Here is a 25,350-nt window from a genome sequence, read left to right on the forward strand (position 1 = left end):
TGTAATCTTACTTCACTTCATAACCGTAGGACCTGATGATCCTGATGGCATCGGGCGACTTCAGGAAGTCGAGATAGGCCTTCGCCGCCGGGTCGCTTTCGCCCGGCTTCAGCAGGATGGCCTGCTGGTCGATCGGCGTATAATCGTCCTTCGGCACGCTCCAGACCGAGCCGCGCGGAAACTTGTAGACCTGCGACAAGGCGATGAAACCCAGTTCGGCTGAGCCCGAATTGACGAAGGTATAGGCCTGGGCAATCGAGCTGCCCTTGACGATCTTGGGCTGGAGCTTGTCGTAAAGCCCCAGCTTTTTCAGCGTCTCGACCGCGGCGACGCCATAGGGCGCCGCCGCCGGATCGGCGATGCTCAGATGCTCGAACTGCCCCTTGGCCAATACGGCGCCCTTGCTGTCGACAAAGCCCGGTGTGGCGCTCCACAGCACCAGGGTGCCGTAGGCGTAGACGAAGCGCGTGCCCTTGATGCCAAGGCCTTCGGCCTCAAGCTTCACAGGGCGTTCGGCGTCGGCCGACAGGAAGACCTCGAACGGCGCACCCTGCTCGATCTGGCTGAGGAAATTGCCCGACGAACCGAAGCTCATGGTCACCGTATTGCCGGTCTTCTTCTGGAAGGCCGCGGCCAGTTCCTTGGCCGTATCGGTGAAGTTGGCGGCGACGGCGACCTTGACGTCGGCGGCGAAGACCTGGCCGGCAAAAGACAGGGCCGCGAGCGAAGCGGCCAGGGTCAGGAAGGATCGTTTCAACATGGGAGACACCTTAGAAGTTGAACTGGCTACGGACGGCGTAGGCACTGTATGTCTGGCCGATCTGGGCGCCCGCGCTGTTGAGGCGGTCGATCTTCACCGACTGGCCTTCGAAGACGAAGCGGACATCGGTATTGAGCTGCCAGTCGAGACCCAGCGACGAGATGTCCTGCTGGCCGCCCAGCACACGATCGGCGGCGAGCGTAGCCCCTTCATGGTAGTTGAGGTCGAGCGTCGAATAGCGCGCCACCAGTTCGAACGCGCCCCACTTGCCGGCCTTCGGATCGAAATTGACGCGCGGCACGACGCCGTCGAAGGCGGCCGTCTGGGTATTGTACTTGCGCGCCTCGCCGGTCAGCGACCAGCCGCCTTCGACGTACCAGCCCTTGAAGGTCGGGTTGGTGACGCCGGTGGCGGCGTTATAGCGCTCGACCTTGTAGGTGAAGGCTTCGCCCTGCGCGAACAGGCTCTTGTACTGGCCGGCCAGTTCGAACCCGGTGGCCGAGGCCGATTGCGCATTGAGCGCGCCGGTGTCGATCAGGCGCGTGCCGTCGACGCGCAGTTCCGGGCGGTCGCGCAGCTGGACCGGATAGCGCGTGGCGGCCGACGCGCCGGCGTCGGCCGGATTGATGACACCCGTATAGTTGACACCGACATGGACCAGCCAGTCAAAGCCGCGCAGCGGCGTGCCCGCCAGGCGCGCGGCGACGCCCAGCTGTTCATCCGTATTGGCGGCGGTGAAACCCGTCGCCTGGGTGTTGAGCGTCGAAATCGTATTGCCTGTCAGGGCCAGCGAATAGAGCCAGCGATCGCCATAGCCGAACACGCCGGCCGACATACGATAATCGCCGGCCGACAGGCTGCGCGCCACTTCGGCCGAGGCGGGCCGTTCCATGAAGGGCTGGGAATTGGTCGAAGCGGCATCTTCCAGCCCAACCAGCGGCGGATAGGCGCCGATGCGGATCTTGGCGTGGTCGAACTTCGAATATTGCAGCCACATTTCCTGCAGACGGCCGGCGTCTTCGGCGCCCGAACCGCCGAATTCGGCCAGGATGTTATAATCGAAGTCGCTGAACAGCTTGCCGTTGATGCCCAGGCGCGCCCGGCGGAAATTGGTGCCGGAATTGAGGTCGCGCGCCGTGACGGCCGCCGGCAGGGCCTTGTCCTGGTCGTAACTGGCGGCATCGAGCTGCATGACGCCGTGGATCGCGACGGTGAAGGCGCCGTCGGAAGACGCGACGCTGGCTGTGCCCTTCTTCATGGCGACGGTCGTATCCGGCTTGGGCAGGGCCGCCGCGACCTGCGGCGCCAGTTGCGCCACGGTCGGCGCGGGCGGAATGGCGGCGACTTGCGTTTTGGTCGCCTGCAATTGCGCCGTCAGATCGCTGACCTTCGATTGCAGCGCGTCGATCTGCGCCTGCTTGGCAGCTTCGGCCTGGTCGAACTCGGCCTTCTGGGCGTCGAGCATCTTGCGCGTTTCGGCCAGGATGTCGGCCTGAAGATCGGCCTGCGATTTCGTAGCCTTGTGCGGCTTGGCGTAAGCGCCCGAAGCGATGGCCAGAACAGCCAGGCTGGCGCCTAGAACAAAAGACTTTGCAATGGGTTTGCGCATGAATACCTCGATGGACGCCCCTTGTGGGGTCTCGTCGTGCGGAAAAACGGAAACATGGCGCCGCATAGTCGGCGCCGATGGCCGCGTCCTTGCGGCCTTGCCCTGAGGGCACAAGGGCGCTCGCCATTGAGCTGCCCTTGCCATGTCCTCGCTGACCATGCCTTCGTTATGAAGTCAATCTTCATAACGACGCCGTTGCGAGATATCCATGCGAGCGTCACCAGACTGCCACATATGGAAAAAACCCCGCTCAACCTAATGGGCGGGGTTTTAAAAGATGAGTTGCCGGAAGGGCTTAGCCCGGATGGACCATGTTTTCCGGACGGACGAACTGGTCGAACTCTTCATTGGTCAGGTAACCGCCGCCGACGGCTTCGTCACGCAGGGTCGTGCCGTTCTTGTGCGCGGTCTTGGCGATCTTGGCGCAGATATCGTAGCCGAGGCGGCCGTTGAGCGCGGTGACCAGCATCAGCGAGTTTTCGAGACCGCGCTTGATGTTGTCGAGGCGCGGTTCGATGCCGACCACGCAGTTGTCGGTGAAGCTGATCGCGGCGTCCGACATCAGGCGCACGCTTTGCAGGAAGTTATAGGCCATCACCGGGTTGAAGACGTTGAGCTCGAAATGGCCCTGGCTGCCGGCGAAGGTCAGCGCCGCCTGGTTGCCGAAGATCTGCACGCAGACCTGCGTCAGCGCTTCGCACTGCGTCGGATTGACCTTGCCCGGCATGATCGACGAGCCCGGCTCGTTTTCCGGCAGGGCCAGCTCGCCCAGGCCCGAACGCGGGCCCGAACCCAGGAAGCGGATGTCGTTGGCGATCTTGAACAGCGAGGCGGCGACCGTGTTGATAGCGCCGTGGCTGAACACCATGGCGTCGTGCGCCGCCAGGGCTTCGAACTTGTTCGGCGCCGTGGTGAAGCCGAGGCCGGTGATCTGCGCGATCTTTTCAGCCACGCCTTCGGCGAAGCCGACCGGGGCGTTCAGGCCGGTGCCGACGGCCGTGCCGCCCTGCGCCAGTTGCATCAGCTTCGGCAGGGTCTGCTGGATGCGCTCGATGCCGTTGGTCAGTTGCTGGGTATAGCCCGAGAATTCCTGGCCGAGCGTCAGCGGCGTCGCGTCCTGGGTGTGGGTGCGGCCGATCTTGATGATGTCCTTCCACGCTTCGGCCTTGTCGTTCAGGGCGTTGCGCAGGGTCTGCAACGCCGGCAGCAGGCGGTGAACGATCTCTTCGGCGCAGGCCACGTGCATGGCGGTCGGATAGGTGTCGTTCGACGACTGCGACATATTGACGTGGTCGTTGGGGTGGACGGGCTTCTTCGTGCCCATCTCGCCGCCCAGGATTTCAATGGCGCGGTTCGAGATGACCTCGTTGGCGTTCATGTTCGACTGCGTGCCGGAACCCGTCTGCCACACGACCAGCGGAAAGTGGTCGTCGAGCTTGCCTTCGATGACCTCGTTGGCGGCCTGGACTATAGCAGCCCCGATCTTGGGGTCGAGCTTGCCCAGCGCCATATTGGCTTCGGCCGCGGCGCGCTTGACGATACCCAGCGCCCGCACGATCGGCAGGGGCTGCTTTTCCCAGCCGATCTTGAAGTTGCCGAGGCTGCGTTGCGCCTGCGCGCCCCAGTAGCGGTCGGCGGCGACTTCGATGGGGCCAAAGGTATCGGTTTCAGTGCGCGTCTTGGACATGTTCCTGGTCTCCGTGGGTGGAGGTGCGGGCGGTTCGCTTCCCGACGGTCCGGCCTGCGGCGCGTCGACCGTCTCGAATTTGGCGCCATTGTTCGGGCGTTTCTTGTCCTTGGAGCCTTTACCCCAGCCAAACATCCGCAACTCCTTACATTCGTGCGCGTGTCCCTTATACTCTGAAGGTGAAAGTGCAATGAAAATCCGACGTTTGGAAGTGAATCACGCCGCCGTGCGTGGCGATTGCGCCGCAGTGCGGCATCCATGCCTGTTCACGCGGCGTATATCGTGGCAGGTTCACAAAAACGAAGGGGAACGGCATGCTCGACAAACACCTGATCCTTTGGCCGATGGCCGCGCTGGCGGCGCTGACCTTTTTCGTCCTGACCGTCATGCCCTTCGTCCGCGTCGTCGCCGTACGCTCGGGCAAGGCGCGCGTCAGCGACTTCAAGCTGGGCGAAAGCGAGCGCGTGCCGGAACGGGCGCGCATCATCAACCGCAACTATATGAACCTGCTGGAACTGCCGCTACTGTTCTATGTGGCGTGCCTGATCGCCTTTGCCGACAATCGGGTGAATGCGCTGACGCTGGGCCTGGCCTGGGTATTCGTGGGCCTGCGGTATGCACACAGCCTCGTCCACTTGACGATCAACAAGGTCTTGCTGCGCCTGGCCCTGTTTGCCTCGGCCGCCACGGTGCTGCTGGGGCTTTGGGCCGCGATCTTCTGGCAAATAGCGGGTCACTAATCGACAAGAAAACATTGCCTTACATTACGCCTTACTATAAAATAAGGCGTATTTAGGAGATGCATCCATGTCCGCCGCCACTATCACCAGCAAGGGCCAGATCACCATACCGGCCGATGTCAGAAAGGCTCTGTCCGTCAATGCCGGTGACCGGGTGGAATTCGTGTCGCTGGAACCCGGCAAGTTCCTGTTCGTCGTTGCAAAAACGCCCGTCACCGATTTGAAGGGACTGTTTGGAAAGCCGAAGAAAACGGTAACGATTGACGAGATGAATGCAGCGATCGCTGCGAAGGGCGCCGAGGCGAGATGATCGGCCTCGATACCAATGTCATTATTCGCTATGTGATGCAGGACGATGCGAAACAGGCAGCCGCAGCGACGAACTTGATAGAAAGTCTGACGTCCGACGATCCTGGATTTATCACGATCATATCTATCGTCGAGAGCGTCTGGGTCCTATCATCCAGCTACGAACTGACCCGCGAACAGATTGCGCTCTTTCTTGAAAAGCTACTGAGTACGCAAGGTTTGAGGATTGATCGCGCTGAAGACATCTGGCGTGCCTTGCGCGTATATCAGTCGTCCAGGGCGGATTTCGCGGATTGTCTGATTGAACGCACGGCCTTTTCAGCCGGGTGTTCGCAGACCGTCACCTTCGACATTCGTGCGTCGAAGGCGGCGGGCATGGTCCTGCTGAGCTAGCGCCTAAACCGTCTCCGCGATAAACCCGCCGGTCTGGCGCGCCCATAGCCGGGCGTAGAGCCCACCCTGGGCGATCAGCTCGGCATGGCTGCCGACCTCGATGATGCGGCCGGCATCCATCACCACCAGCCGGTCCATGCGCGCGATCGTCGACAGACGGTGCGCGATGGCGATCACCGTCTTGCCGGTCATCAACTCCAGCAGGCTTTCCTGGATGGCGGCCTCGACTTCGGAATCGAGCGCCGAGGTCGCTTCGTCCAGCACCAGGATCGGCGCATTCTTCAACAGCACGCGCGCGATGGCGATGCGCTGGCGCTGGCCACCCGACAGCTTGACGCCGCGCTCGCCGACCTTGGCGTCGTAGCCGCCGCGATCCTTGCTGTCGACAAGGCCGGGAATGAAGCCCGCCGCATGGGCGCGTTCGGCCGCGCGGACGATGTCGGCTTCCGACGCCCCCATCAGGCCATAGCCGATATTGTCGCGGATCGAGCGGTGCAGCAACGACGTGTCCTGCGTCACCATGCCGATATGGGCGCGCAAGGATTCCTGCGTGACCGCCGCAATGTCCTGGCCGTCGATGAGGATGCGGCCGCCCGACAGGTCGTAAAGCCTGAGGAACAGGTTGACCACGGTCGACTTCCCCGCGCCCGACGGCCCGACCAGGCCGATCTTTTCGCCCGGCCGGATCGTCAGGTCGAAGTCGCGGACCGCCGCCACCTCACCGTAACTGAAGGCGATATGCTCGAAACGGATTTCGCCCTTGCTGACGTCAAGCGGCCTGGCGCCGGCCGTGTCGACCACCGTATGCGGACGCGAAATCGTCTCGATACCGTTCTGCACCGTGCCGATATTTTCGAAAAGGCTGGTGACCTGGAACATCACCCAGCTCGACATGTTGAGGATGCGCTGGGTCAGCGCCCCGACCAAGGCGATGGCGCCGACCGTAATGGCGCCGTGTGCCCACAGCCAGATGGCCAGCCCGCCCATGACCAGCAGAAGACCTGAATTGAGGATCGAGGTCGAGACGTCCAGCCCTGTGATCAGCCGCTGCTGCACGCGCCACTTCGCACCGTTGAGGTCGAGCGCCTCGCGCACATAGTCCTCTTCGTGACGCGTATTGGCGAACAGCTTGACGGTCTGGATATTGGTGTAGGAATCGACGACGCGCCCGACCAGGCTGGAACGCGCTTCCGACGCTTCGTCCGCCGATTTCGACAGGCGCGGCACGAACCAGCTGCAGACGGCGGCATAGACGACGCTCCACACGATCAGCGGCACGACCAGGCGCATATCGGCCTTGAAGAAAAGATAGAGCGCGCTCGAGAAATAGATAACGACGTAGAGCAGCGTGTCGCACAGGGTCACCAGCGTGTTGCGCACGGCCGACGCCGTATCGACCACCTTCGACGCCACGCGCCCGGCATAGTCGTTGGTGAAGAAGCTCAAGGACTGGCGCACGACGTGGCGATGCGATTGCCAGCGGATAAGCGTCGGGAAGTTGGTCGTCACCGCCTGGCGCAGCAGCAGCGAATGGGCAAAGCCGATAAGCGGCCAGACGACGCCCAGCACCACCACCATGATGACGAACTGATGGCCATGCTGCCGCCACAGGTCGGCAGGCTTGGTATGGGTCAGAATGTCGACGATATCGGCGATATAGCGGAAGACCGTGACTTCGGTGACCGTATAGAGGAAGCCCGCCACCAGGATGGCGGTAAAGATCGGCCAGACCTGCTTAAGGAACATCCAGAAGAAGGCATAGAGACCCGTGGGCGGCGTCCGGTCCGCGTAATCGCGGAACGGGTCGACCAGGCGCTCGAAGCGGGAATAGAGGGCGTTGAGCATGGGACTCTCGGAGTTTTCGGTGCCGTACAGGCAATAAAAAAGCGGGCCCGAAGGCCCGCTTTTGTCAGCATGGCGCTTCGGTATTACTTCGCGCCGAACAGACGGGCCCAGAAACCGGGCTTCTTCTTGGTGGCTTCCGCCGCCTTGCCCGTGATTTCGTGCGCCTTGTCGGCGGCCTTCGACGTGATCTCGTCGGCCTTTACAGCGGCTTCTTGGATCGCCGGCTTTGCTTTTTCCACGGCGTCGTCGATCTTGGCCTTGGCGGCTTCGAGAGCGGCTTCGGCCTTCTCGGTGGCTTCCTTGACGTGCGGCTCGGCAGCGGCAACCGCCTCGTCGATCCTGGCCTTGGCGGCTTCCTTGGCTTCGTCGATCTGGACCTTGGCCTTTTCCACGACCGCCTCGACCTGGGCCGTAACCTTGGCCTTGGGCGCGGCAGCCTTCGGAGCAGCCGGCGCCTTGGCGGCGGCGGGCTTTGCAGCAGCCTTGGCGGCCGGCTTCGCCGCTGCTTTCGCCGGAGCAGCCTTTACCGGAGCAGCCTTCGCCGCAGCAGGCTTCCTGGCGGGCGCCTTCTTGTCGGCCACGACCGCGTCCTTGACATCGTTGACCAGCGCCTTGGCGGGTGCCTTCCTGGCTGCCGCCGGCTTTTGGGCCGCCGTTTCAGCCTTGGCCGGAGCCGTTTTCGCCGGAGTCTTTGCGGGCGCAGATTTCGCTGAAGTCTTTGCCGGGGCGGCTTTCGCCGCGGGCGCCTTGCGCGCGATCGTCTTTTTCACGCCGGCATCAGCCGGAATGTCGTCCGCCGCAGATTTCGTGTCGCCCGTTTTCGATTTTGTGGTAGCTCTCGCCATCATTCGTCCCTAAGTGCTTTCGCCGAAGATTTCGTGCACCTTGAAAAGACGCAAGGTAGCTGAGTCCCTTTGACGAATCAACGTTCACCGCAGAGCAGCATGACCTATAATCCTCAACAAATCATCGCCAGAGGCCCGCGCGCCGTCGCCGAAGCCGCAGCCGAGGCCATCGACGCCGACGCCCTGCTGGAAGGCGCGACCTATTCGATCCTGGAAGAGGACGAGAATCATAATGTCTGGCGCATCGACGCCTTCCCGACGACCGAGGAAGAAGACACGCAACTGCTTGAAGTCCTTGGCGGTTTTGACGACCTGAACGTCGTGCGCGAACAGCTGGCCGACGCCGACTGGCTGGCCATGGCGCTGTCGGGCCTGCCGCCCGTGCGTGCCGGCCGCTTCTTCGTCTACGGCATGCATGACCGCGGCCGCGTCCCAGCCGGGACGGTCAATCTGCGCATCGAAGCCGGGGCAGCCTTCGGCACCGGCCATCACGGCACCACGGTCGGCTGTCTTCTTACCTATAGCGACCTGCTGAAAAAGCGCGGCTTCGCCCGCGTGCTCGACGTCGGCGCGGGCACGGGCGTGCTGGCCATCGCCGCGGCGCGTACAGGTACCAAGGTTGCCGTCGGCACCGATATCGACCCGGTCAGCGTGCGTATTTCCAACGAAAACGCCCGCCTCAACCACGCCAATGCCCGTTTCGTCTACGCCAACGGGCTGAACCACCGCCTGGTGCGCAATGACGGTCCGTACGACCTGGTGTTCGCCAACATCCTGGCGCGGCCGCTGGTCACCCTGTCGCATCCGATCCGCGATGCCTTGAAACCCAAAGGCCTTGTCATCCTTTCGGGCCTGCTTCGTACGCAGGAACGTTTCGTCAAAGCGGCCTATCTCAGCCATGGCTTCCGCCTGATCCGTCGTCTGCACCGTGACGCCTGGTGCACACTTGTATTACAAAAAGTGTGACGGCCCTCTCTCCCTCTTGATTTTCGTCGTTTTTGGCGCATGAAATAACGAAATCAAAAATAAGAAAGCCCGGACAATCAGGTCCGGGCACTTGTAAACAGGGAGAGTAGCCTATGATTTCACGCCGCAGCCTTATTGCGTCCGCCGCCGGAATGACCGGCGCCCTGGCGTTTGGCGCCCGCGCCGCCGACAAGCCGGCGCCCATGGTCGTTTATGACGACGAATTGAAGAATGGTTGGCAGAACTGGAGCTGGGCCACGGTCGAGCTGTCGGTGCCGGCCGGGCAGGTCAAGCCCATCAAGGTCGAGGGCGGCGCGTGGAGCGCCCTGGCCCTGCACCACGATCCGTTCTCGACGGCCGGATACACAAAGCTGACCTTCTTTATCAACGGCGGTCTCGACGGCGGCCAGTCCCTCGCCGTCAAGCTGAAGACCGGTGACAAGATGATCGATTCGAACGCGATCATGGCGCCGCTGAAGCCCAAGATGTGGCAGCCGGCGGAAATCAATCTGAAGGACATCGGCGGCGTCAATACGACCATCGACACCGTCCTGTTCCAGGGCCAGGCCGACGCCTACAAGCCCTATTACATCACCAAGATTCAGTTCGAATAAGGTGGGGTCAAACCTGTAGATTTTGGCGAGGCGGTGGTTATATGTGTAACCACCGCCTTTTGCCTTGAGGGTCCGCCATGACCGCCGATTCCGCCCGCCCCGTCTTCCAGACCTACGACGTCACGACCCATCCCTCGCAAGGCGCCGTCAATGTCGCGGCTCTAAGGGGGGAAATGACCAAGCTGGGCCTGGACGGCTTTATCGTGCCGCATGAGGACGAGCACCAGAACGAATACCTGCCCGACGCCAATGAGCGCCTGGCCTGGGTGTCGGGCTTTACCGGCTCGGCGGGCGCCGCCATCATCCTGCAACACCGCGCCGTCCTCTATGCCGACGGCCGCTATACCCTGCAATCGCGCGAACAGACCGATCCCGCCGTCTTCGAGGTCAAGGACTTCCACGGCACGGCGCTCAGCGACGAAATCGCCAGCCTGCCGGCCGGCGCCGTCGTCGGCTACGACCCGCGCCTGGTCACGCCGGACGCCCTGACGCGCCTGGGCACGGCGGCGGCCGGAGCAAAGGTGAAGCTGGTCCCGGTGTCGCCCAATCCGCTCGATATCGCCTGGGGCCCGGCGCGTCCCACCCAGCCCATGGCCGGCATCGTCCCGCAGCCGCTCGCCCAGGCGGGCCTGGCGTCCGCCGACAAGCGCGGCGCCATAGCCGGCTCCCTGCGCGCCAATGGCGTCGCTGCCGCCATGGTGACGGCGCCGTCGTCCCTGGCCTGGCTGTTCAATATCCGCGGCGGCGACGTTATTCGCTCGCCCCTGCCGCTTGGCCAGACCATCCTGAAGAACGACGGCTCGGCCGAGCTGTTCATCGAAGCCGGCAAGGTCAGCGACGGCCTGCTGGAATGGCTGGGCAACGAGGTGTCGGTTAAGACTCCGGATGAGATCGCAGCAAGCATGTCCGCCTTAAGCGGCAAGTCGGTGCTGATCGACGCCAATACGTCGTCGGCCTTCTGGCTGGAAGCCATCCGCGCCGCGGGCGCCACGCCGGTGACAGCCGACGATCCGTGCCTGCTTCCCCGCGCCTGCAAGAACGCCACCGAAATCGCCGGCACCAAGGCCGCGCATATCCGCGATGGCGCAATCCTGTCGACCTTCCTGCACTGGGTGGCGACCGAGGCGCAGGACACGCTGCCGACCGAAATCGACGTGGCGCAGAAGCTCGAGTCGCTGCGTGTCGACGGCCTCGGCACCGGCGCCGAGCTCAAGGACCTCAGCTTCGACACCATTTCCGGTTTCGGACCGCACGGCGCCTTGCCGCATTACCGCGTCAACACCAACAGCAATATCGCAATCAAACGCGGCAACCTCCTCCTGGTCGATTCCGGCGGGCAGTATGTCGACGGCACGACCGATGTGACGCGCACCATGGCGATCGGCACGCCGACGCCTGAACACAGGCGCATGTTCACCCTGGTGCTGAAAGGCCATATCGCCCTGGCGACGGTGAAGTTCCCGGCCGGCACGACCGGCACGCACCTCGATATCCTGGCGCGACAATTCCTGTGGGCGGAAGGCTTCGACTACGACCACGGCACCGGCCACGGCGTCGGTGTCTATCTCGGCGTCCACGAAGGCCCCCAGCGCATTTCCAAGGCGCTCAACCGGTATGCCCTGCAAACCGGCATGATCGTGTCGAACGAGCCCGGCTTCTACAAGGAGAACGATTTCGGCATCCGCATCGAGAACCTGCAGTTCGTCACAGGGGCTGTCATTCCGAGGGGCGGCGAACGCGCCATGCACGGCTTCGAAAACCTGACCTGGGCGCCGATCGATCGCGACCTGATCGACGTATCGCTGCTGACACCGCAAGAGCGCGCCTATATGGACTGGTATCATGCCGAGGTGGTGAAACGGGTCGGCCCGCTGGTTTCGGCCGAGGTCCGCGCCTGGCTTGAGACGGTCTGCGCGCCGCTCTAACCGCGGCCGTAGAGCGGCATGTTCGACGCCATGATCGTGACAAACGAGATATTGGCTTCGGGCGGCAGGGTCGCCATGTGCACGACCGTTCGCGCCACGTGTTCCACATCGAAGCGCGGTTCCGTCCGCGTTTCGCCGTCAGCCTGAAGCACACCCGCATCCATGCGTTCAGACATGTCGGTGACCGTATTGCCGATATCGATCTGGCCGCACGAGATGCCGAACGGCCGGCCTTCCAGGATCAGCGCCTTGGTCAGGCCCGTCATGGCGTGCTTGCTGACTGTGTAGGCAGTGGCGTGCAGGCGCGGCGCATAGGCCGACACCGAGCCGTTATTGACGATGCGCCCGCCTTGGGGCGACTGCGTCTTCATCACGCGCATGGCTTCGCGCGCGCACAGCATGGCGCCGGTGACATTGGTGGCGATCAGGGTATGGATATCGGCTGGCGGCACGGTATCGAGCGGTGCGGCTGCGACATTCATTCCGGCATTGTTGAACAATAACGCGACGCGACCGAGGTCGGCCGCCTGGTCGAACAGGCCGGCGACGGCCTTGGCATCGGTGACGTCGGCGACGACGACATGCATGTCGCGGCCGAGCGCCGCCGTCGCTTCCAGGGCCTCACGGCGGCGGCCGGCCAGCACGACTGCAAAGCCCGCCTGTTCGAGCGCTATGGCGACAGCGCGGCCGATACCGCTACCTGCACCGGTGACGACGGCAACCGGCCTCATGCGCCGATCATCTCCAGCCACTGGTCCTCCGTCAGGACCATGATGCCGAGTTCGGTGGCGGTCTTAAGCTTGGAGCCCGCGCCCGGCCCGGCGACGACGATATCGGTCTTCTTCGACACCGAGCCCGACACCTTGGCGCCCAGCCGTTCCGCCTGCGCCTTGGCTTCGTCACGCGTAAGCTTTTCCAGCGAGCCGGTGAACACTATGACTTTTCCGGAAACGTTGGAGTCGGCTGCGACCACCTCGGCGTCCTTGACACGGACCTGCGCCAGGAAGCGGTCGTAGATGGCGCGCTGATAAGGATGGGCGAAGTAGCTTATGACCGAATTGGCGACGACCGGGCCGATCTGGTCGAAATGCTCGATCGCGTCGCGCGCCTCTTCGTCGCCTTCCGCCGCCGCGGTCACCGTGGTGCGGAAGGCCTCTTCCGACCCGAATGCGCGCGCCAGAAGCTTGGCTGTCGTTTCGCCGACGTGCTTGATACCGAGGGCCGCGATGAAACGATCGAGCGGCAGATCGCGGCGGGCCTCGATCGAGGCGAACAGGTTCTTGACGCTGAGATCGCCCATACCTTCGCGATCCTTCAGCTTTTTCAGATTGGTCGCGTCGCGGGCTTCCAGCGTGAATATGTCAGCCGGCTCCTGGATCAGCCCGTCCTCATAGAACTTCTGAAGCTGCTTTTCGCCAAGGCCTTCGACGTCGAGGACGCGGCGGCTGACGACGTATTTCAGGTATTCGACACGCTGGTACGGGCACGCCTGGTCACCGGAACAGCGCCGCGCCACGCCTTCGGCGCCGCCGGCGGTCGATTCGCGCACCACCTCAGTCTTCAGCGGACAGATGCAGACGGTCGGGAATTCATACTCCGCCGTCCCTTCCGGACGTTCGGACAGCTCGACGCCGACGACCTGCGGAATAACGTCGCCGGCGCGCTGCACGCGGACCATGTCGCCGATGCGGATATCCTTGCGCGCGATCTCGTCGGCATTGTGCAACGTCACATTGGTCACCACGACGCCGCCGACATTGACGGGTTCCAGCCGCCCGACAGGTGTCAGGGTGCCGATACGGCCGACCTGGATGTCGATGCCCAGCAGCCGCGTCAGCGCCTGCTCGGCGGGAAACTTGTGCGCGATCGCCCAACGCGGCGAGCGCGACACGAAGCCCAGACGCCGCTGCCAGTCGAGGCGGTCAACCTTATAGACCACGCCGTCGATATCGTAGCCGAGGTGCGAGCGGTCCTTCTGGATGCGGTCATAGACATCCATCAGGCCCGCCGCGCCTTCAACGCGAGTGGAATTCGGATTGACCTGGAAGCCCCAGGCGCGGAAGCAATCGAGCGCGCCCGATTGCGTTGTGGTGAAGTTGGGATCGCTGACCTCGCCCCAGGCATAGGCGAAGAAACGCAGGGGCCGTGACGCCGTGATCGAGGCGTCGAGCTGGCGCAAGGCGCCCGACGCGGCATTACGTGGATTGGCGAAGACCTTGCCGCCGTCTGCCGCCGCCTTCGCATTCATTTCAGCGAATTCGGAAAGCGGATAGTAGACCTCACCGCGAATTTCTATCCGTTCCGGAAATCCAGAACCTTGCAGATGGTGCGGGATGCCTTTGATCGTCTTGACGTTTTCGGTGATGTCCTCACCGGTCGTGCCGTCACCGCGCGTCGCCGCACGCGTCAGTTCGCCGTTCACATAGAGGATGTTGCAGGACAGGCCGTCGATCTTGGGCTCGGCCGTATAGGCGACAACGTCTTCGTCGGACAGTTTCAAAAAGCGCTTCAGGCTCTTCTCGAAATCGGCCACGTCTTCGGCGTCGAAAGCGTTGTCGAGCGACAGCATGGGCACGCCGTGAACGACGGCCGAGAACTTTTCCGAGATCGGCGCGCCGACGGTAGCCGTCGGGCTGTCAGCCGTCTTCAGTTCGGGAAAATCTTCCTCAAGCGCACGCAGACGCCTTTCCAGCGCATCGTATTCGGCGTCGGTCAGTTCCGGTGTCTCTTCACGGTAATAGAGATCGCGATGATATTTGACCTGCGCGGCCAGTTCGTCGTGAAGCGCACGCGCATCGTCCAAGGTCATTCAAGGCATCCCCAAATCAGTCTGATAGCTCTACTGCCACAGTCGTCAAAGCTTGTCAGTGTCGAAAGGGTCCGGCCGGTCGTCGAGCCCCTTCCTGGTCAGGTGATAGCAGATGACGACCAGGACAAAGAGCCCGCCGGCCGCCAGGCCGATCCGGGCGTAACCATCCAGATCCTGACGGAACCACTGCGTGTCGGCATAGGCGATGCCCTTGCCGTAAAGATCGTTGGCGGCAAATCCGCCGGCCACCGCCGCGACAACGACGGTAAACTGAAGAGCAAGCAGGACGAGACGTTTCATCGCACCTCTCCAAAAGGAGTCTAAGCCAACTCAGCGGCCCTCAGCCTTTGCGCCGCCGCGCGCGCTTCCGGCGTGATTTCGGCACCGGCCAGCATGCGCGCCAGTTCTTCGAGCGTCTGGGCTTCGTCGAGCTGCTGCACCGTCGATTTTACGCTTTCCGCGCCGTCGATGCTATAGACGGCTTTGGATACTTTCAGATGCTGGTCGCCGCGCGCCGCTACCTGCGGCGAATGCGTCACCACGATGACTTGCGACTGCTCGGCCAGGCGCTTCAACCGCAAGCCCACGGCATCGGCAACCGCGCCGCCGACCCCTTGGTCGACTTCGTCGAAAATCATGACAGGCGATGCAGCCCCCACGCCGCCGCGTGTCGAAAGCGCCGCCTTGAGCGCCAGGGCAAAGCGCGCCAGTTCACCGCCCGAAGCGATAACCGCAAGCCCACCCCATTCGGCGCCGGGATTGGTCTTAACCTCGAAGCTGACAGCGTCACCGCCGCCGGCGCCATAACGCTCCGGCTCAAGCGCCTTGATCGCCACCCGGAAGCGCGCCTTGTCCAGCTTCAACGGCACCAGTTCCGCCATCACCGCCGCCGCCAGGGTTTCGCCGGCGGCCTGACGCTTCAGGCGAAGAGCCTCAACGGCCGCCGTAAACGCTACTTGTGCCGCATGAATCTCGCGATCGAGGCGCGCCAGGTGCTGATCCAGATCCTCGATTTCACTCAAGGCCTTGGCGATGCGTGTCCGCTCCCTGGGGAGGTCTTCGACCAGCACGCCCAGTTTGCGCGCCATGGCGCGAATAGCGAACAAACGTTCTTCCACGCGGTCGAGTTGGCCCGGTTCGATATCGAGGCTGTCCGCCGCCTGGTCCATCAGAGCCAGCGCCTCATCCGCGGCAATCAGGGTGCGGTCGAGCGCGTCCGCCGCCGCCGTCAACCGCTTCAACACCTCGTCCTCGCTGGTGGCGCCGGCCTGCATGGCGCGGGTCCGGGCGTGATCGAGCGCGCGGAACGCCTTCACCAGGCGCTGCGACAGCTGATCGCCACCGACGGCATCGCGCGCCTCGGTAATGTCTTCCAATGCGCGTTCGCCCGCGCCCAGCAGGGCGCGTTCCGACGCCAGACTTGCCTCCTCATCGGGTTCGGGATTCAAACGGTCGAGTTCCTGCAACCGCGCCGTCATCACTTCCAGTTCGGCCTTGTCGCTTTGCGCGCGCTTGACCAGATCACGGTGTTCGTCCTTCAGCGTCTTGAGCGCCTTCCAGGTTTCCGACACGCGCGCCAGTTCCGCCGCGCAGCCGCCATAGGTGTCGAGCATGCCTTGATGGGCGCGCGAATCGAGCAGGCCGACCGTTTCATGCTGACCGTGGACTTCGAGCAGGCTGTCACCAAGCGCCTTCAGCACGGCGACGCTGACCGGCTGATCGTTGACAAAGGCCTTTGACCGGCCGTCACGCGTCACGACGCGGCGCAACAGAAGCGCCTCGCCCGATTCGAGTGCCAGCCCCTTGTCTTCGAGGAAATCATAGACGCCGTGGTTCGGCGCCAGGTCGAATTCGGCCGTCACCGAAGCCTGGTTTGCACCAGACCGGATCAGGCCGGCATCGGCGCGTGCCCCGGTCGCCAGACCCAGGCTGTCAAGCAGGATGGATTTCCCCGCCCCCGTTTCGCCGGTCAGGACACTCAGGCCCTGGCGAATGTCGAGGTCGAGCCGATCGACAAGGACGACGTCGGAAATGGTGAGGCGGGTCAACATGCGGCATTATCCGAATGCAAATGGGGCGCCCGCGATGACTCGCGAACGCCCCATTAGAACCCATATCCCGCGACACGACAAGAACATTTCGCGAACATTTTCGTGTGTTACGCCTAAAGCCTTATTTTGCTTCGGGCTTTTTCATGCTGAACCAGCTCTTCTTCTTGGCGTCCGGGGCGTCAGGCCCCTTCTTGCCCTTGGGATCGGGCATGACGGCCGGCTTGGAACCCTTGGTGGTCAGCAGCTTGTAGGCAGCCGAATACCAGCGGTCGCCCGGATAGTTATAGCCCAGCACGGCGCCGTCACGCACGGCTTCGTCGTGCAGGCCCAGCATTTCATTGGCCTCGACCAGGCGATACAGCGCCTCAGGCGTATGGCTGGTCGTCTGGTAGTCGCCGACGACGGTCTTGAAACGGCCGATGGCGGCCAGGGGCTGGTTTTCGGTCAGGTACCAGCGGCCGATTTCCATTTCCTTGCCGGCCAGCTGGTCGGCGACCATGTCAAGCTTGACACGGGCATCGCGCGCATACTCGCTGTCGGGATAGCGGCGGACGACGTCGTTGAGCAGGCCCTGCGCCGTCGTCGTATAGCCCTGGTCGCGGCCGACATCGACGATCTGTTCGAAGGCGCAGATGGCCTTCATATAGTAGGCGTAAGGCGTCAGTTCGCTGCCTGGATAGAGATGGATGAACTGGTCGGCGGCCGTCGAGGCTTCATCGTAGCGATCGCCCATATAGTTGGCGTAGATCGACATGATGATGGCGCGGCGCGACCATTCGGAATAGGGATGCTGGCGCTGCACTTCTTCGAAATACTGGACGGCGTCCGTCCAGGACTTTTCGTCGAGGCGCTCCATGCCCGTCGAATAAAGCAGTTCGACCGGGCGCTCTTCGTAGACGAGATGCCGGACCTTGGGTTTACCGGCGCAGCCGCTTAAGGTGGCGACCGAAGCCACACCCAGCATCAATACCGTAGCGGAGATCTTGAAAAGCCGCGAAGCTCGCACGCAATAACCCTCTTCCCTGTCGCCGGTGAACCGGCGCATCGCCGTCTTGTGAAGTCAGATGGATATCTACACGAGGGCAGAGCCCGCGCCAACCGTGAATTAACCGGCCTCTGCGAGGTCGGCGCCTTTCACGACGATACGGTAGGCATCCGGCGCGGACAGTAGGGCACGAACAAGGGCATTATTAAGGCCGTGTCCGGCCCGAATTCCTTCAAAACGGCCAAGGATCGGCATGCCCAGGACGTACAGGTCACCGATGGCGTCGAGCGCCTTGTGGCGAACGAATTCGTCGGCAAAACGCAGGCCGCCTTCGTTGAGGATGCGGTCGCCGTCGATGACGATGGCGTTGTCGAGCGAGCCGCCGCGGGCCAGGCCCGCCGCGCGCAGGGCTTCCACGCCTTGCAGGAAGCCAAAGGTGCGGGCAGCGGCCAGTTCTTCACGGAAGGACTCTTCGGTGATGACCAGGTCGACCGCCTGATGGCCGATCGGGCTGCCCGGGAAGTCGATTTCGAAGCGCACTTCGAAGCGGTCGCACGGCAGCAGCACGGCGCGCTTGTCGTCTTCGACGACTTCGATCGGCTTCAGGATTTCGATGGCGCGCTGCGGCGTGAACTGGCGGCGGAAACCCGCCTGGTCCAGGATCTGCACGAAGGGCAGCGACGAGCCGTCCATGATCGGCACTTCCGGACCGTCGAGTTCGGCATAGACGTTGTCGATGCCCATGGCGGCGAAGGCGGCCATGACGTGTTCGATGGTCGAAACGGAAACGCCGTCGGCATTGGTGATGACGGTGCCAAGACGGGTCTGGGTGACGTTGTGAGCCAAGGCGGCAACGCGATTGTCGCGGTCGCTGACGTCCGAGCGGACGAAAACGACGCCGGCGCCGGCGGGCGCGGGACGCACGACCATACGCACGGGGACACCCGTGTGGAGGCCGATGCCCGCGATGATAGCAGCGCGCGCCAGGGTCTGTTCGTTCTGATCGGTTACCATGTGGCTAAACCTGCGCCTTGCCCCGCCCCCATTGGCCTGGGCATAAAAAAAATGCGGGAACAATACTGTTCCCGCATTAACTCTATGATTTTTGGCGCCGGATAACAAACGAACTTCTATTTCCGTTTGTAACGCTTGCTTCCTGTCTTCAGTTAGCGAGGCGCCTTAAGAAAGAAGGGATTTCCAGGTCGTCCTCCGTATCCATGGAGGGCTGTTCGACCGGACGTGAAGCGGGCTGGGCCGTGCCGCGCGCCGGTGCCGGCGTATAGCGATCGGCCTCGTCGTCGGGCTGACCGGCAGAGGGGGCGGCCGCCTGCGTCGGGTTCAGCGGCGTGAAGTCATTGCGCTGACGCTGCGGAAACAGGCCACGCCAGAAGGACTCGCGGCCCTCTTCCTCGGTCGACAGGCGCGGCGGCTGGGCCACCGGACGCTGGACCTGGGGTTGAGGCGCAGGCGCGGCAGGCGCCGAAGTCTGCGGTTGCGGATAGGTCGGACGGGTGATCTGCGGACGCGAAATCGCAGGCTGCGGCGCAGGCGTCACGGCCGGCGCGGGGGCTTCGGCCACGGGCGCCACGTCTTCGCTGACCATCGGATCGACGATCTTGGCGACAATGCGCGGCTCTTCGACGACGGGAGCCGGTTCCGGGGCGGGCTGCGGCGCAGGCGCCTGGGCGACGGGCGCCTCGAACAGGCTGGAGCGCGGAGCGGCGGGGATCGGAGCTGCCGGAGCGATACGTTCAGCGGCCGGTGCGACCGGAGCAGCCGCCGCGGCCGGTTGCGGCGCGGCGGCTTGTTGCTCGGTACGCGAACCATAACCCAGGCCGAAGGTCGGCGGCGGGGTTTGCGCCTTGACGGGCGTGTTCAGCGGGGTCTGCAAGGCGACGCCGTCCATGCCGGTGGCCACCACCGACACGCGCAGCTTGCCTTCCAGCGTCGGATCGAAGGCGGCGCCGAAGATGATATTGGCTTCCGGATCGACTTCCGACGAGATGGCGTTGGCCGCTTCGTCGACTTCGTGCAGCGTCATGTCGAGGCCGCCGGTGACGTTGACCAGCACGGCCTTGGCGCCCTTGAGCGTCGTCTCGTCGAGCAGCGGGTTCTGGATGGCGTTCTGGGCCGCCAGCAGCGCACGGTCCTCGCCCGAAGCCTCGCCCGTGCCCATCATCGCCTTGCCCATGTCGGACATGACCGAACGGACGTCGGCGAAGTCGAGATTGATCAGGCCCGGCAGGACCATCAGGTCGGTGATCGAACGGACGCCGGCGTGCAGCACCTGGTCGGCCATGCCGAAGGCTTCAGCGAAGGTCGTGCGCTCGTTGGCGATACGGAACAGGTTCTGGTTCGGAATGACGATCAGGGTGTCGACATAGCGCTGCAGCTCGGCGATGCCGGCATCGGCCAGGCGCATGCGGTGACGGCCTTCGAAAGTGAAGGGCTTGGTCACGACGCCGACGGTCAGTATGCCGCGTTCGCGTGCGCACTTGGCGATGATCGGCGCGGCGCCGGTGCCGGTGCCGCCGCCCATGCCGGCGGTGATGAAGACCATGTGGGCGCCGTCGAGGTGCTCGTTGATCTCACCGGAGGATTCTTCGGCGGCCGTCATGCCGACCTCGGGATGAGCGCCCGCGCCCAGACCCATGGTGACACCGACGCCGAGCTGGATGCGGCGCTCGGTACGCGAGAACTGAAGCTGCTGCGCGTCGGTATTGGCGACGACGAACTCCACGCCCTCGAGGCCGGCCTCGATCATGTTATTGACCGCGTTGCCCCCTGCCCCGCCGACGCCGAACACGACGATACGCGGCTTGAGCTCCTGGGTACGCGGCGCTGAAAGAGAAATAGCCATGACTTCCGGACCAACCTTTCCAATCTTCTTCGTCCCGGCCGCTCTTCAGGGTCTCGGGCGACAAAAGAGGACGATTCTCATCCCTCTTAGCAGAGAAGCATGAGACATCAAATATCCTTAACGATTGGTTACCCGATAGCTTGAGTCGGGCGTTTTTGAACCCGGTTTGATAAGATTTTTTAACAAAGATTACCAAAGTGTGACCTTCGGCAGACACCTTGTGAATCGTCGGGAATCCAATTGTCTTGACGCCTTATATGACGTGTCGGGATCGGATGGAAATACCGGCCACGAAATGACCTTATTTCCCGGTATGCGGCTACAGGTTAGACTGGAGCCAGCCGATAATGCGCTGGATAAGTCCGCCCTGGCCGGCCGAGGGCGCGTCCTTGGGGCCGATCTTCGCCGTCATGATGCGCTTGACCTGAACCACGTCACGCGGGCCGTAAAGCGTGCGCAGGATAACGCCGGCGGTGGCGGCGAAAGACGGGCCGGCCGCCGCATCGCCCAGATGCGGCACGCGCATGGGGCGGCCGAGACGCACCGGGCGGTCGAAGACGCGCACGGCCAGTTCACGCACGCCCGCCAGTTGCGAGGCGCCGCCGGTCAGGACGATGCCGGCGCCCGGCTCGATCTGCACGCCCGACGCCTTGATCTTTTCGCGCAGCAGCTCGAACGTTTCTTCGACGCGCGGCGCGATGATGCCTTTAAGGATCGAGCGCGGCACCACGATCGGCGCGCCGCCGCGGTCGTCGCCGCGCGGCGGCGCCTCGACCGTCTCGCGGTCCTCGTTGGCCGACGCGATCGCCGATCCGTGCAGGGTCTTGAGGCGCTCGGCGCCCGCCAGGGTCGTCGACAGGCCGCGCGCGATGTCGGCCGTGACGTGGCTGCCGCCGACGTTCAGGCAGTCGACATGGATCAGGCAACCATTGGCGAAGATGGCCGCCGTCGTCGAGGACGCACCCATATCGATGCAGATGCAGCCCAGTTCTTTTTCGTCTTCTTCCAGCGCGGCCACGGCGGCGGCCAGCGGCGCCGACACGATGGCCTGGACTTCCAGGTGCGCCAGGCCGACGCATTGCAGGATGTTGTTGAAGACATTCTCATCGATCGTGACGACCAGAAGCTCCAGGCCCAGCGCCCGGCCATTGAGGCCGCGCGGGTCGCGCACGCCCGCCTGGTCGTCGACGCTCCACGCCACCGGCAGCAGGTGGATGGCGCGGCGGTTGGGGAAGCGGACCTGTGCAAGGGCCGACGCAATGGCGCGGTTCAGGTCGTCGTCGGAAATCGGCTTCAGGCCCAGCGAGACCTGCGCCGACACGCGGTGCGATGCCGTCTGCGCGCCCGGGATGGTGACGCGCACGCCCTGGATCGAGACATTGGCCATGGCTTCGGCGCGCTCTACGGCCTGGGCAATGGCCTGCGAGGCCGCTTCCATGTCGATGATGGCGCCGGCGCGGATGCCGCGCGACTGCACATAGCCGACACCGGCGACGCGGATCGACTGGTCGGACTGGCGCGCGCCTTCGGGACGCATGATGAAGCAGCCGATCTTCGACGCGCCGAGGTCGAGCGAGGCGATCAGGCCCGAGGCGATGACCGGGCGGACGGCCGCCAGCGCCTCGGCGGCCGCGCCTGTGCGTGCGGCCGGCATGACGGGGGCAGCCGGTTGCCGGCTTGTGCGGGTCGCCTGGAACTTGGCGTGCTGGCGATCTTCAAAACGGGACATTAGCAATCTGGGGAGGGATTGTTAAAGCGAAGGGGCGGATTGGGCGGCGGAATGGCTGTCGAGCGGCACGACCTGAAGCGCGTTGGGGTCCAGCAGGTCGATTTCGGCGAAGCCCTGGTCAAGTACGCGATGCTGGCCCATCAGCATGTCGAGACGCGACATGGCCTGATCCTGGTTCAGCGCCGGCAGCTTGATGATGGCGCCGTTCTTCAGGTGGATGTCCCAGCGCCGCGTATTCACGCGCACCAGGGCGTAGGTCTTCTGCATCAGGGCGGGGCGGGCGTTCATCAGCTCAAGGATATCGGCCGCCGATTCATTGGCCCCCTCGCCGACGACCAGCGGCAGGTTGAGGAAGTTGACGGCGTGGGCTTCCGGGATGACCTGGCCCTGATCGTCGATGACGGTGTCCTTGCCCTGGTATTGCCACACCGCCAGCCGCGGACGCTGCACGATGGTGACGACCAGCAGGTCGGGAAACTGGCGGCGGACGGTGGCCTGCTTGACCCAGCCGACATTCTCGACCGACTTCTGCACGGCGTTCAGGTCCATGAGCGCCAGCGGGTCGCCGCGATGGACATCGAGCGCCTTGGTGATGTCCGACCATGCCGGATCGGTGTTGACGACGCCTTCCAGGCGGACGTTCTGCACATTGATGCCAAGGCTGGAAATACGATGATCTGCGAAGCTGACGACAGCGCCGCCGAGCGTCTGGGCGCGATTGCCGGTGGCGAGAATGACGGTCAGCAGGGCCAGCACCATCAGGACGGCGAACCATGCCGTAACCTCGGTCGGCACGGCGACCGAACCGATGACCTGGTACTTGCCCGCCGGCTTGGCGCCTTTACGCGCAGCGCCCCGCGCGCGGCCGCCGCCCTTGCCGGCCGGTTTGGCGCCGCCCGGCGCCTTCGGCGTTTCGGCGGCCTTGTCTGCTTGTCGCCTGCCTCCACGTACGACAGCCGGCATGGCATTCTCCACGATCACGTCTCGTTCCGACGAAAGCATCGGAACGCCGGCCCGCCGCGACGTCGTTCGGACGGGCGGAGAGACGGCTTTTAGTTGAAAAATTAGGACCGCATAAAACGCCCAACGTCCTTAACAATCTCATAACGAAATGCGATTCGTTTAAGGGTTCGGGAACCATTCCCCGCGCTGCAATTGAGCATAAACCGCTGTAAAGAAAACAAAAACGGGCAGGATCGCACCTGCCCGTTTCGCATTTTCTGAAAGATCGCTCAGGTAACTATTCCGCCGCGACTTCCGTTTCCGGCACCGCCACGTTCGACGACAGCTCGACGGCGACGCCAGTCGCTTCGTCGCGCTTGATCTCCTCGCCGTTCAGCACCTTGACGATCTCGTCGCCCGTCAGGGTTTCGAGTTCAAGCAGGACCTTGGCCAGGCGATGCAGGCCTTCGAGGTTCTCGATCAGCAGGCGCTTGGCTTCGTCGTAACCGGCCTGGACCAGGCGCTTGATCTCATCGTCAATCTTCTGGGCCGTCGCTTCGGACGTATCGCGGCCCAGGGCGCCGTACTCGTCTTCCGAGTCCTTGTAGTTGACCAGGCCCAGCGTCTCCGAATAGCCCCAGCGCGTGACCATGGCCTTGGCGAGGCGGGTCGCCTGCTGGATGTCGGACGACGCGCCGGACGTGATCTTGTCCTTGCCGAAGATCACCTCTTCCGCCACGCGGCCCCCCATCAGAATGGCCAGGCGCGACGTCATCTGCGTGAAGTTCTGCGAATAACGATCACCTTCCGGCAGCTGCATGACCATACCCAGGGCACGGCCGCGCGGAATGATCGTCGCCTTGTGCACCGGATCGGCTTCTGGGACCTTCAGCGCGATGATGGCGTGGCCGCCCTCGTGATAGGCCGTCAGCTTCTTTTCTTCCTCGGACATGGCCATCGACTTGCGCTCGGCGCCCATCAACACCTTGTCCTTGGCGTCTTCGAAGTCGCGCATGGTGACCAGCTTGCGATCCTTGCGCGCCGCCATCAGCGCCGCTTCGTTGACCAGGTTGGCGAGGTCGGCCCCCGAGAAGCCCGGCGTACCGCGCGCAATGACCTTGACATTGACGTCGACGGCCAGCGGCACATTCTTCATGTGCACGCGCAGGATCGATTCACGGCCGATCAGGTCGGGGTTCGGGACGGTCACCTGACGGTCGAAACGGCCGGGACGCAGCAGCGCCGAGTCCAGCACGTCCGGACGGTTGGTGGCGGCGATCATGATGATGCCTTCATTGGCTTCGAAGCCGTCCATCTCGACCAGCAGCTGGTTGAGGGTCTGCTCGCGTTCGTCGTTGCCGCCGCCATGACCGGCGCCGCGGTGACGGCCGACAGCGTCGATTTCATCGATGAAGATGATGCACGGCGCATTCTTCTTGGCCTGGTCGAACATGTCGCGGACGCGCGAGGCGCCGACGCCGACGAACATTTCCACGAAGTCCGAACCCGAGATCGAGAAGAAGGGCACGCCCGCCTCACCCGCGACGGCGCGGGCCAGCAGCGTCTTGCCGGTGCCCGGAGGACCGACCAGCAACGCGCCCTTGGGGATCTTGCCGCCCAGCTTCTGGAACTTCGACGGATCCTTCAGGAAGTCGACGACCTCCTGCAGCTCTTCCTTGGCCTCGTCGACACCGGCGACGTCGGCGAAGGTGACGCGGTTCTTGTGCTCGGTCAAAAGGCGGGCCTTCGACTTGCCGAAGCCCATGGCGCCGCGGCCGCCGCCCTGCATCTGGCGCATGAAAAAGATCCAGATGCCGATGATCAGGATGACCGGCAGAAGGGTCGATATCACGCTCATCAGCAGTGAGGTGCGGTTGGACTGGTACTGGACAACGACCTTCTTGGCGTCGAGCGCATTGTCGAGGGCAGCATGTTCAAACGGCGGCAGAGTGACCTTGAACTTGGTCTTGCCGTCGATAAAGGTCCCCTGCGCGTCGTCGTTATGGATGGTCAGGTCCTTGATCTGACCCTCGTTCACCCGTTGCATCAGCTCGGAATAGTTGATGTCCTTCGGGGGCGTACCGGTCAGCGGCGACACGTTCATGTGCGCCGACACCATGATGTAGAGCCCGACCAGCAGAGCCAGAACGACGCCGATAATCGCGAGGGATCGCATGTTCATGCAGGTTCAATCCTCAAAAGCAGACGGCCGAAAGCACGGCCGGCTCAAAATGTTAGTCTCGTTTCACCGCCCCGCCAATCGGCGAAACGTTTCCTTCGC

21 protein-coding genes are annotated in these 25,350 nt (G+C 63.5%); 6 read left to right on the forward strand and 15 right to left on the reverse strand.

Going from position 1 to position 25,350, the window contains the following annotated elements; genetic code table 11:
• Positions 1–7: 7 nt before the first annotated feature.
• The 3 genes from modA to fumC all read right to left on the reverse strand — a co-directional run bounded on the left by modA (position 8) and on the right by fumC (position 4,056).
• On the reverse strand, positions 8–760 hold the full coding sequence (gene modA / locus AB8717_RS15955; protein WP_443748306.1) for a molybdate ABC transporter substrate-binding protein: 753 nt from the start codon (positions 758–760) through the stop codon (positions 8–10).
• Between the two features lie 10 nt (positions 761–770).
• Positions 771–2,369 carry a porin gene (locus AB8717_RS15960; protein WP_443748307.1) on the reverse strand — a complete coding sequence of 533 codons (1,599 nt, stop codon included), beginning with the start codon at positions 2,367–2,369 and terminating at the stop codon, positions 771–773.
• A gap of 295 nt (positions 2,370–2,664) precedes the next feature.
• On the reverse strand, positions 2,665–4,056 hold the full coding sequence (gene fumC, locus AB8717_RS15965) for a class II fumarate hydratase (protein ID WP_443750906.1): 1,392 nt from the start codon (positions 4,054–4,056) through the stop codon (positions 2,665–2,667).
• Between the two features lie 314 nt (positions 4,057–4,370).
• On the opposite strand from fumC, the gene AB8717_RS15970 reads away from it, so the two are divergent.
• The 3 genes from AB8717_RS15970 to AB8717_RS15980 all read left to right on the forward strand — a co-directional run bounded on the left by AB8717_RS15970 (position 4,371) and on the right by AB8717_RS15980 (position 5,498).
• Entirely contained in the window at positions 4,371–4,796 is a 426-nt protein-coding gene (locus AB8717_RS15970) for an MAPEG family protein (protein ID WP_443748308.1), read from the forward strand.
• Between the two features lie 67 nt (positions 4,797–4,863).
• A complete protein-coding gene (locus AB8717_RS15975) occupies positions 4,864–5,106 on the forward strand; it encodes an AbrB/MazE/SpoVT family DNA-binding domain-containing protein (protein WP_443748309.1) in 243 nt (80 codons plus the stop codon).
• The gene (locus tag AB8717_RS15980) at positions 5,103–5,498 is read left to right on the forward strand and encodes a PIN domain-containing protein (RefSeq protein WP_443748310.1); all 396 of its coding nucleotides are present in this window, start codon (positions 5,103–5,105) and stop codon (positions 5,496–5,498) included. The genes AB8717_RS15975 and AB8717_RS15980 overlap by 4 nt, the downstream gene beginning before the upstream one ends.
• Positions 5,499–5,501: 3 nt before the next feature.
• On the opposite strand, the gene AB8717_RS15985 is transcribed toward AB8717_RS15980, so the two are convergent.
• Together AB8717_RS15985 and AB8717_RS15990 are read right to left on the reverse strand one after the other, a co-directional pair.
• Positions 5,502–7,343, reverse strand: coding sequence for an ABC transporter ATP-binding protein (locus AB8717_RS15985; RefSeq protein ID WP_443748311.1), 1,842 nt, complete (start codon positions 7,341–7,343; stop codon positions 5,502–5,504).
• Between the two features lie 83 nt (positions 7,344–7,426).
• Entirely contained in the window at positions 7,427–8,188 is a 762-nt protein-coding gene (locus AB8717_RS15990) for a hypothetical protein (protein WP_443748312.1), read from the reverse strand.
• A gap of 99 nt (positions 8,189–8,287) precedes the next feature.
• On the opposite strand from AB8717_RS15990, the gene AB8717_RS15995 reads away from it, so the two are divergent.
• The 3 genes from AB8717_RS15995 to AB8717_RS16005 all read left to right on the forward strand — a co-directional run bounded on the left by AB8717_RS15995 (position 8,288) and on the right by AB8717_RS16005 (position 11,693).
• Positions 8,288–9,154, forward strand: a complete 867-nt coding sequence (locus AB8717_RS15995) for a 50S ribosomal protein L11 methyltransferase (RefSeq protein ID WP_443748313.1) — start codon at positions 8,288–8,290, stop codon at positions 9,152–9,154.
• 113 nt (positions 9,155–9,267) lie between these two features.
• Entirely contained in the window at positions 9,268–9,768 is a 501-nt protein-coding gene (locus tag AB8717_RS16000) for a hypothetical protein (RefSeq protein ID WP_443748314.1), read from the forward strand.
• 77 nt (positions 9,769–9,845) lie between these two features.
• Positions 9,846–11,693 carry an aminopeptidase P family protein gene (locus tag AB8717_RS16005; protein WP_443748315.1) on the forward strand — a complete coding sequence of 616 codons (1,848 nt, stop codon included), beginning with the start codon at positions 9,846–9,848 and terminating at the stop codon, positions 11,691–11,693.
• Here the strand turns inward: AB8717_RS16005 and AB8717_RS16010 are convergent.
• The 10 genes from AB8717_RS16010 to ftsH all read right to left on the reverse strand — a co-directional run bounded on the left by AB8717_RS16010 (position 11,690) and on the right by ftsH (position 25,251).
• Positions 11,690–12,424 (reverse strand): SDR family oxidoreductase, encoded by a 735-nt coding sequence (locus AB8717_RS16010; protein WP_443748316.1) that lies wholly within the window; start codon positions 12,422–12,424, stop codon positions 11,690–11,692. The genes AB8717_RS16005 and AB8717_RS16010 overlap by 4 nt on opposite strands.
• Complete coding sequence (ligA, locus tag AB8717_RS16015; protein WP_443748317.1) at positions 12,421–14,502, reverse strand: NAD-dependent DNA ligase LigA; 2,082 nt, start codon at positions 14,500–14,502, stop codon at positions 12,421–12,423. Before ligA ends, AB8717_RS16010 begins: the two co-directional genes overlap by 4 nt.
• Before the next feature lie 45 nt (positions 14,503–14,547).
• A complete protein-coding gene (locus AB8717_RS16020; protein ID WP_443748318.1) occupies positions 14,548–14,802 on the reverse strand; it encodes a hypothetical protein in 255 nt (84 codons plus the stop codon).
• A 20-nt stretch (positions 14,803–14,822) separates the two neighbouring features.
• Positions 14,823–16,553 (reverse strand): DNA repair protein RecN, encoded by a 1,731-nt coding sequence (recN, locus tag AB8717_RS16025; protein WP_443748319.1) that lies wholly within the window; start codon positions 16,551–16,553, stop codon positions 14,823–14,825.
• Positions 16,554–16,674: 121 nt separating this feature from the next.
• Positions 16,675–17,517 carry an outer membrane protein assembly factor BamD gene (locus AB8717_RS16030; protein ID WP_443750907.1) on the reverse strand — a complete coding sequence of 281 codons (843 nt, stop codon included), beginning with the start codon at positions 17,515–17,517 and terminating at the stop codon, positions 16,675–16,677.
• A 141-nt stretch (positions 17,518–17,658) separates the two neighbouring features.
• Entirely contained in the window at positions 17,659–18,552 is an 894-nt protein-coding gene (lpxC, locus tag AB8717_RS16035; RefSeq protein ID WP_443748320.1) for a UDP-3-O-acyl-N-acetylglucosamine deacetylase, read from the reverse strand.
• Between the two features lie 148 nt (positions 18,553–18,700).
• Complete coding sequence (ftsZ, locus tag AB8717_RS16040) at positions 18,701–20,398, reverse strand: cell division protein FtsZ (protein ID WP_443748321.1); 1,698 nt, start codon at positions 20,396–20,398, stop codon at positions 18,701–18,703.
• A gap of 319 nt (positions 20,399–20,717) precedes the next feature.
• A complete protein-coding gene (gene ftsA, locus AB8717_RS16045; RefSeq protein WP_443748322.1) occupies positions 20,718–22,127 on the reverse strand; it encodes a cell division protein FtsA in 1,410 nt (469 codons plus the stop codon).
• A 21-nt stretch (positions 22,128–22,148) separates the two neighbouring features.
• The gene (locus tag AB8717_RS16050) at positions 22,149–23,090 is read right to left on the reverse strand and encodes a cell division protein FtsQ/DivIB (RefSeq protein WP_443748323.1); all 942 of its coding nucleotides are present in this window, start codon (positions 23,088–23,090) and stop codon (positions 22,149–22,151) included.
• A gap of 277 nt (positions 23,091–23,367) precedes the next feature.
• Positions 23,368–25,251, reverse strand: coding sequence for an ATP-dependent zinc metalloprotease FtsH (gene ftsH / locus AB8717_RS16055; RefSeq protein WP_443748324.1), 1,884 nt, complete (start codon positions 25,249–25,251; stop codon positions 23,368–23,370).
• Positions 25,252–25,350: the final 99 nt, after the last annotated feature.

The organism is Asticcacaulis solisilvae (genome assembly GCF_052327315.1).
Taxonomy (GTDB): Bacteria; Pseudomonadota; Alphaproteobacteria; order Caulobacterales; family Caulobacteraceae; genus Asticcacaulis; species Asticcacaulis solisilvae_B.

Excerpts from the sequence above, each read along its gene's own strand:
- modA (WP_443748306.1), bottom strand. The coding sequence starts at position 760 with ATGTTGAAACGATCCTTCCTGACCCTGGCCGCTTCGCTCGCGGCCCTG.
- AB8717_RS15960 (WP_443748307.1), bottom strand. The coding sequence starts at position 2,369 with ATGCGCAAACCCATTGCAAAGTCTTTTGTTCTAGGCGCCAGCCTGGCT.
- fumC (WP_443750906.1), bottom strand. The coding sequence starts at position 4,056 with ATGTCCAAGACGCGCACTGAAACCGATACCTTTGGCCCCATCGAAGTC.
- AB8717_RS15970 (WP_443748308.1), top strand. The coding sequence starts at position 4,371 with ATGCTCGACAAACACCTGATCCTTTGGCCGATGGCCGCGCTGGCGGCG.
- AB8717_RS15975 (WP_443748309.1), top strand. The coding sequence starts at position 4,864 with ATGTCCGCCGCCACTATCACCAGCAAGGGCCAGATCACCATACCGGCC.
- AB8717_RS15980 (WP_443748310.1), top strand. The coding sequence starts at position 5,103 with ATGATCGGCCTCGATACCAATGTCATTATTCGCTATGTGATGCAGGAC.
- AB8717_RS15985 (WP_443748311.1), bottom strand. The coding sequence starts at position 7,343 with ATGCTCAACGCCCTCTATTCCCGCTTCGAGCGCCTGGTCGACCCGTTC.
- AB8717_RS15990 (WP_443748312.1), bottom strand. The coding sequence starts at position 8,188 with ATGGCGAGAGCTACCACAAAATCGAAAACGGGCGACACGAAATCTGCG.
- AB8717_RS15995 (WP_443748313.1), top strand. The coding sequence starts at position 8,288 with ATGACCTATAATCCTCAACAAATCATCGCCAGAGGCCCGCGCGCCGTC.
- AB8717_RS16000 (WP_443748314.1), top strand. The coding sequence starts at position 9,268 with ATGATTTCACGCCGCAGCCTTATTGCGTCCGCCGCCGGAATGACCGGC.
- AB8717_RS16005 (WP_443748315.1), top strand. The coding sequence starts at position 9,846 with ATGACCGCCGATTCCGCCCGCCCCGTCTTCCAGACCTACGACGTCACG.
- AB8717_RS16010 (WP_443748316.1), bottom strand. The coding sequence starts at position 12,424 with ATGAGGCCGGTTGCCGTCGTCACCGGTGCAGGTAGCGGTATCGGCCGC.
- ligA (WP_443748317.1), bottom strand. The coding sequence starts at position 14,502 with ATGACCTTGGACGATGCGCGTGCGCTTCACGACGAACTGGCCGCGCAG.
- AB8717_RS16020 (WP_443748318.1), bottom strand. The coding sequence starts at position 14,802 with ATGAAACGTCTCGTCCTGCTTGCTCTTCAGTTTACCGTCGTTGTCGCG.
- recN (WP_443748319.1), bottom strand. The coding sequence starts at position 16,553 with ATGTTGACCCGCCTCACCATTTCCGACGTCGTCCTTGTCGATCGGCTC.
- AB8717_RS16030 (WP_443750907.1), bottom strand. The coding sequence starts at position 17,517 with ATGCTGGGTGTGGCTTCGGTCGCCACCTTAAGCGGCTGCGCCGGTAAA.
- lpxC (WP_443748320.1), bottom strand. The coding sequence starts at position 18,552 with ATGGTAACCGATCAGAACGAACAGACCCTGGCGCGCGCTGCTATCATC.
- ftsZ (WP_443748321.1), bottom strand. The coding sequence starts at position 20,398 with ATGGCTATTTCTCTTTCAGCGCCGCGTACCCAGGAGCTCAAGCCGCGT.
- ftsA (WP_443748322.1), bottom strand. The coding sequence starts at position 22,127 with ATGTCCCGTTTTGAAGATCGCCAGCACGCCAAGTTCCAGGCGACCCGC.
- AB8717_RS16050 (WP_443748323.1), bottom strand. The coding sequence starts at position 23,090 with ATGCCGGCTGTCGTACGTGGAGGCAGGCGACAAGCAGACAAGGCCGCC.
- ftsH (WP_443748324.1), bottom strand. The coding sequence starts at position 25,251 with ATGAACATGCGATCCCTCGCGATTATCGGCGTCGTTCTGGCTCTGCTG.